The sequence below is a fragment of the Paraglaciecola sp. 20A4 genome (genome assembly GCF_011378905.1).
Lineage (GTDB): Bacteria > Pseudomonadota > Gammaproteobacteria > Enterobacterales > Alteromonadaceae > Paraglaciecola.
The window spans coordinates 1-4,012 of sequence record NZ_WTPY01000060.1 but is presented as its reverse complement, the minus strand read 5'-3'; the positions used below and the strand labels follow the sequence as shown (position 1 = coordinate 4,012).

The window sequence follows — 4,012 nt, the reverse complement described above, 5'->3', positions numbered from 1 at the left end:
GCATCGACCACCTGTTACCATGGGAATTTGCTAAACGCTAGGTGGGATCACCAGACGCTTACTATCTTGCGATTAATAGCCTAACTGAACTGGATTAGTCTCCATATCTGCGACCATCACTAAGAGGGCTTGCCGGTACAATCGGCATTGAACTATATAATGCATTGGCTAATGTAATTTGCGCTGAAAGTAAAAATTGATGAATTACTTTGGCTTTTAACTGATTGAAAACCATAAACTAAAATAAAGCGGTCATTTACACCTAATATTGAATAGGTAAACGATTTCTAAATTCAATGAGTAAGCCCTATAGCGCTCACCATTTAGAATAAATCACTGATGCAGCATAGCAGTATGCTTACACACCTATTAACGCCATAAAATCTTATCTGTATCGATAATGGAACTGGCCAAACGAAGTTGCCCTAACTGAATTAATTGCTCTGTTTTTTCAACAATCGCTAGAAAAGTGTCGTCTTCATCACATGTTGCATCAAGTAATCCTACCCAAGCATTTCGTCCCGATTTTTTAGCAGCATATAAACACAAGTCGGCAATATCGATGGTTCGTTCCCAATTTAATGCCGTTGGCTGATCGGACAAAAGCGGAAATACCGAAAAACCAATAGAACACGTAATATTAAGCACATTACCGTGATCAATTTTGAATTCATATTCTTGAACAACACTTCGCAGTCGTTCAGCTAATCGCGCAGCGTTTTCTCTATCGACAAATCGCGCGACGACTAAAAACTCCTCCCCTCCCCAGCGCAATAAATACTCCGTATCTCGAAAAACGCTTTCTAGAATAGACTTAACATGAATTAACACGGCATCACCGGCGCTGTGGCCGAATTTATCATTGATGTGTTTAAAGTGATCGAGATCCATTAAAAAGAAGATAAGGTCTGTGTCTTTAGCTGTCATTGACCTAACCATATTACTAGCGCTTTGATGTTTACTGAGCACTAAATCAACATCTTTACTTAAATTTTCAGCCAAATAACGACGATTTTTTAAACCTGTTAAGGGGTCTGTAAAACTTATTTTTTCTAGCTTCTCGTTAGCTCTAAGCAGATCCGTTGTGCGCTCTTCTACTTTTTTTTCTAATTTGATTCGTTGCTGCATTTCGTGGGAACGCTTCTGGCGATAGTGCCAAACTATATTTAGCACTATCAGCATTAATAGCAAAGAATATAATGTATAAGCCCAAAACGTTTTCCAAGGTGGAGGTAATACAGTTAACGGTATGGAAACGCCGTCTGCATTCCATAGCCCTTGGTTATTCATTGCTTGTACTTTAAGCTCATATTGGCCACTGGGTAGATTTGTAAATGAGGCTAAGCGACTATGACCTAGATCAACCCATTCGTTATCTAAACCCTCAAGCATATAACGATACTCACTTGACTCTGGCGCATTATAGTCGAGCGCAGCAAATTCAAAGGAAATAAAATAGTCTTGGTAATCCAAAACAATTTCTTGCTTCTTCTGGTAGGACAGATCTGTACCAAATTTGTCATTAATTTTTTTTATGCGCACTAACACTGCGGGCGGTCTTATTTTACTGTCTTTAATATTACTTGGATGAAAGCGCACCACTCCGGTGTTCCCGCCAAAGTACATAAAACCTTCGCTATCTTTGAATCCAGCACCAAAGTTGAACTCACTACTCTTTAACCCTTGAGATGTATCAAAATGGCGAACGCCTCCACTCGTTGGATTAAAGCGGGTCAAACCTGCCGTGCTACTAAGCCATAAATAATCTTTTTCGTCCGCCTGAATAGAATATATGTGACTACTAGGTAGCCCGTTGAGTCCATTATAGCGAGTGAAATGATTATTTAAGTCGTGAATATCTTTCGCGGACCATTGATTGAGTCCTCCTCCCTGAGTACCCACCCATAATTGTTTGCCAGCGTCTTGATAAAAAGCCCACGCCATTGGCACCGATAAACTATGCAAGTGGTCAGGCACATGTTCTATGTGGTCAAAATCTAGCGTTGAAGGGTTAAATATATTAATCCCTAAGGCCGTTCCGACCATAATGGTGCCGTCATCAAGTTGTGTTATGGCTAGGACTCGATCATGGTTTAAACTTCGCGGATTATTATTCTGATATCGATAGCGGATAAAATCATTACTACCTGCAGCTAAAAAGTTGAGGCCGCCGCCAAACGTCCCCACCCAAAGATTACCACTGGCATCTCTAAGCACACTCGTTACGCCGTTAAAACTTAAGCTTTTAGGATTTTGGGGGTCATGCAAAAAATATTTAATTTTTTGAGTATTAACATTTAGTTGCCCAAGGCCACCGTCTCTTGTTCCAAACCATAAAATATTACGATAACTGTGCACAGTCATCACGCGTGCATCTGTAAGCGCTGGTTCACTTTCTCTATTAATAATTTGCTGTATTTCAGCATTACTATTTAGACGTGTTAGCCCACCATAACTGGCCACCCAAATAGCATGCTCGCCGCTGAATGACTCTGTCTCTGCAAAACCTAAAACTATGTTACTGGCCAAACCTTTATTAATCTGTTCGAAGGGCACTTCAATACTTTTCGTTACGCCGTTATACGTTCCAAGCCACATTAAACCAGATGTATCCTGCAAAATAGACAGCACCTTATTATCACTTAGGCCATTTTTGATATCAAAGGATGTAAAGCTATCACGGAAATTCCATAAACTTACACCCGCCTCAGTTCCCAACCATATCCGTTTTTTATGATCTTGGTAAATCGTATGTACAAGATTAGCAGCGACACTATCAGTTTGATTTTCATGGTGCTGCAAAGTGGTGAATTTGTCGCTTCCAGCTTCAAGGACGCTGACACCAGCATCATAACTTGTAAGCCATAAGCGTTGTTGGCCATCAATGAAAACCTGTGTAAGACGATCGCTAAATATTGGGGATTTGCTGTTGGTATGCAGACGGGTAAGCTGATGGCTTTTTTTATTAAATCTTAACAGACCGTTTCCGTCCGTCGCCAACAAAATATTTTGCTCGTCTTCGATAATTGAGGTTACAAACGCATCGCGCTTCAAATCGGGTAACAATTTACGAGTGTTAAAGTGGTCAAAAGTCATATCGTTAGGATTTAAACGACTGAAACTGCCATTGTTATAACCGAGCCAAATATAGCCATTATGCTGCAGATACATACTGCGAATTTGGTCTGACAAAACAGTCTGTTTAATATTGCTGTTCTCGCGCCATTTAGTAAACTTATGTGTAGATGGCTCAAACAAATTTAGCCCCGCGCCATCAGTCGCGATCCACAAACGTTTATTTTTATCTTCTATTACGGCCCGAACGTTATCGGAACTGATTGAGTTTGGCACACTCGGATCATGTATGAACTTAAGCAATTGATAACCATCATAGCGGCTCAATCCCTCTTGGGTTACGACCCACAAATAACCGGTACTGTCCTGATAGACTTGACGAACTGTTTTTTGTGATAGTTTTTTGCTGACATCTGCAGAAGTAAAACTAAAGAAAGGATTTTCACCTGCCGTTAAGTTAATGCTGAAAAAGACGGATAGTACGACCCAGATCATTCCGTTGTTGAACATAAATACATCAATATTATTATTCTTATAAAAATATCGTAACGCAAAGCCTTCCGTATTCCTACATATTCTTAAGTAACAATAACTTGAGCAAAAAAACAGCTGAAAAAATTATTCAAATTTAATTTATATCAGCGCGACTATTCAGCTGCCATTGTTGATTACCATATTAGCTAAACGAGCATTAATGTATTTGAGCTGCCGATCACAGTAGTAGCCATTAATGAATGAAGATAAGGTCAAGATTAGTCACCGAGAATACGTTCGCTTAAAGTAGGTGATAGATCAATGATTGAAACAAAAATGCCCCTTTTATCAACAAATAGTATTTATCGATAAAAGGGGCATGATATTCAACTGAGCTTTATTCTTGGAGCATGAAATTCTCTTGGTTCATATGAGCCTCTTCCCACATGAAAGCTTCTTCCCA

At 39.6% G+C, this 4,012-nt stretch carries 1 protein-coding gene; it reads right to left on the bottom strand.

What is annotated here, in order from left to right; translation table 11 throughout:
* Positions 1-369: 369 nt before the first annotated feature.
* Positions 370-3,585 carry a ligand-binding sensor domain-containing diguanylate cyclase gene (locus tag GQS54_RS22745; RefSeq protein WP_166426203.1) on the bottom strand — a complete coding sequence of 1,072 codons (3,216 nt, stop codon included), beginning with the start codon at positions 3,583-3,585 and terminating at the stop codon, positions 370-372.
* Positions 3,586-4,012 lie beyond the last annotated feature (427 nt).

Excerpts from the sequence above, each read along its gene's own strand:
- GQS54_RS22745 (WP_166426203.1), bottom strand. The coding sequence starts at position 3,585 with ATGTTCAACAACGGAATGATCTGGGTCGTACTATCCGTCTTTTTCAGC.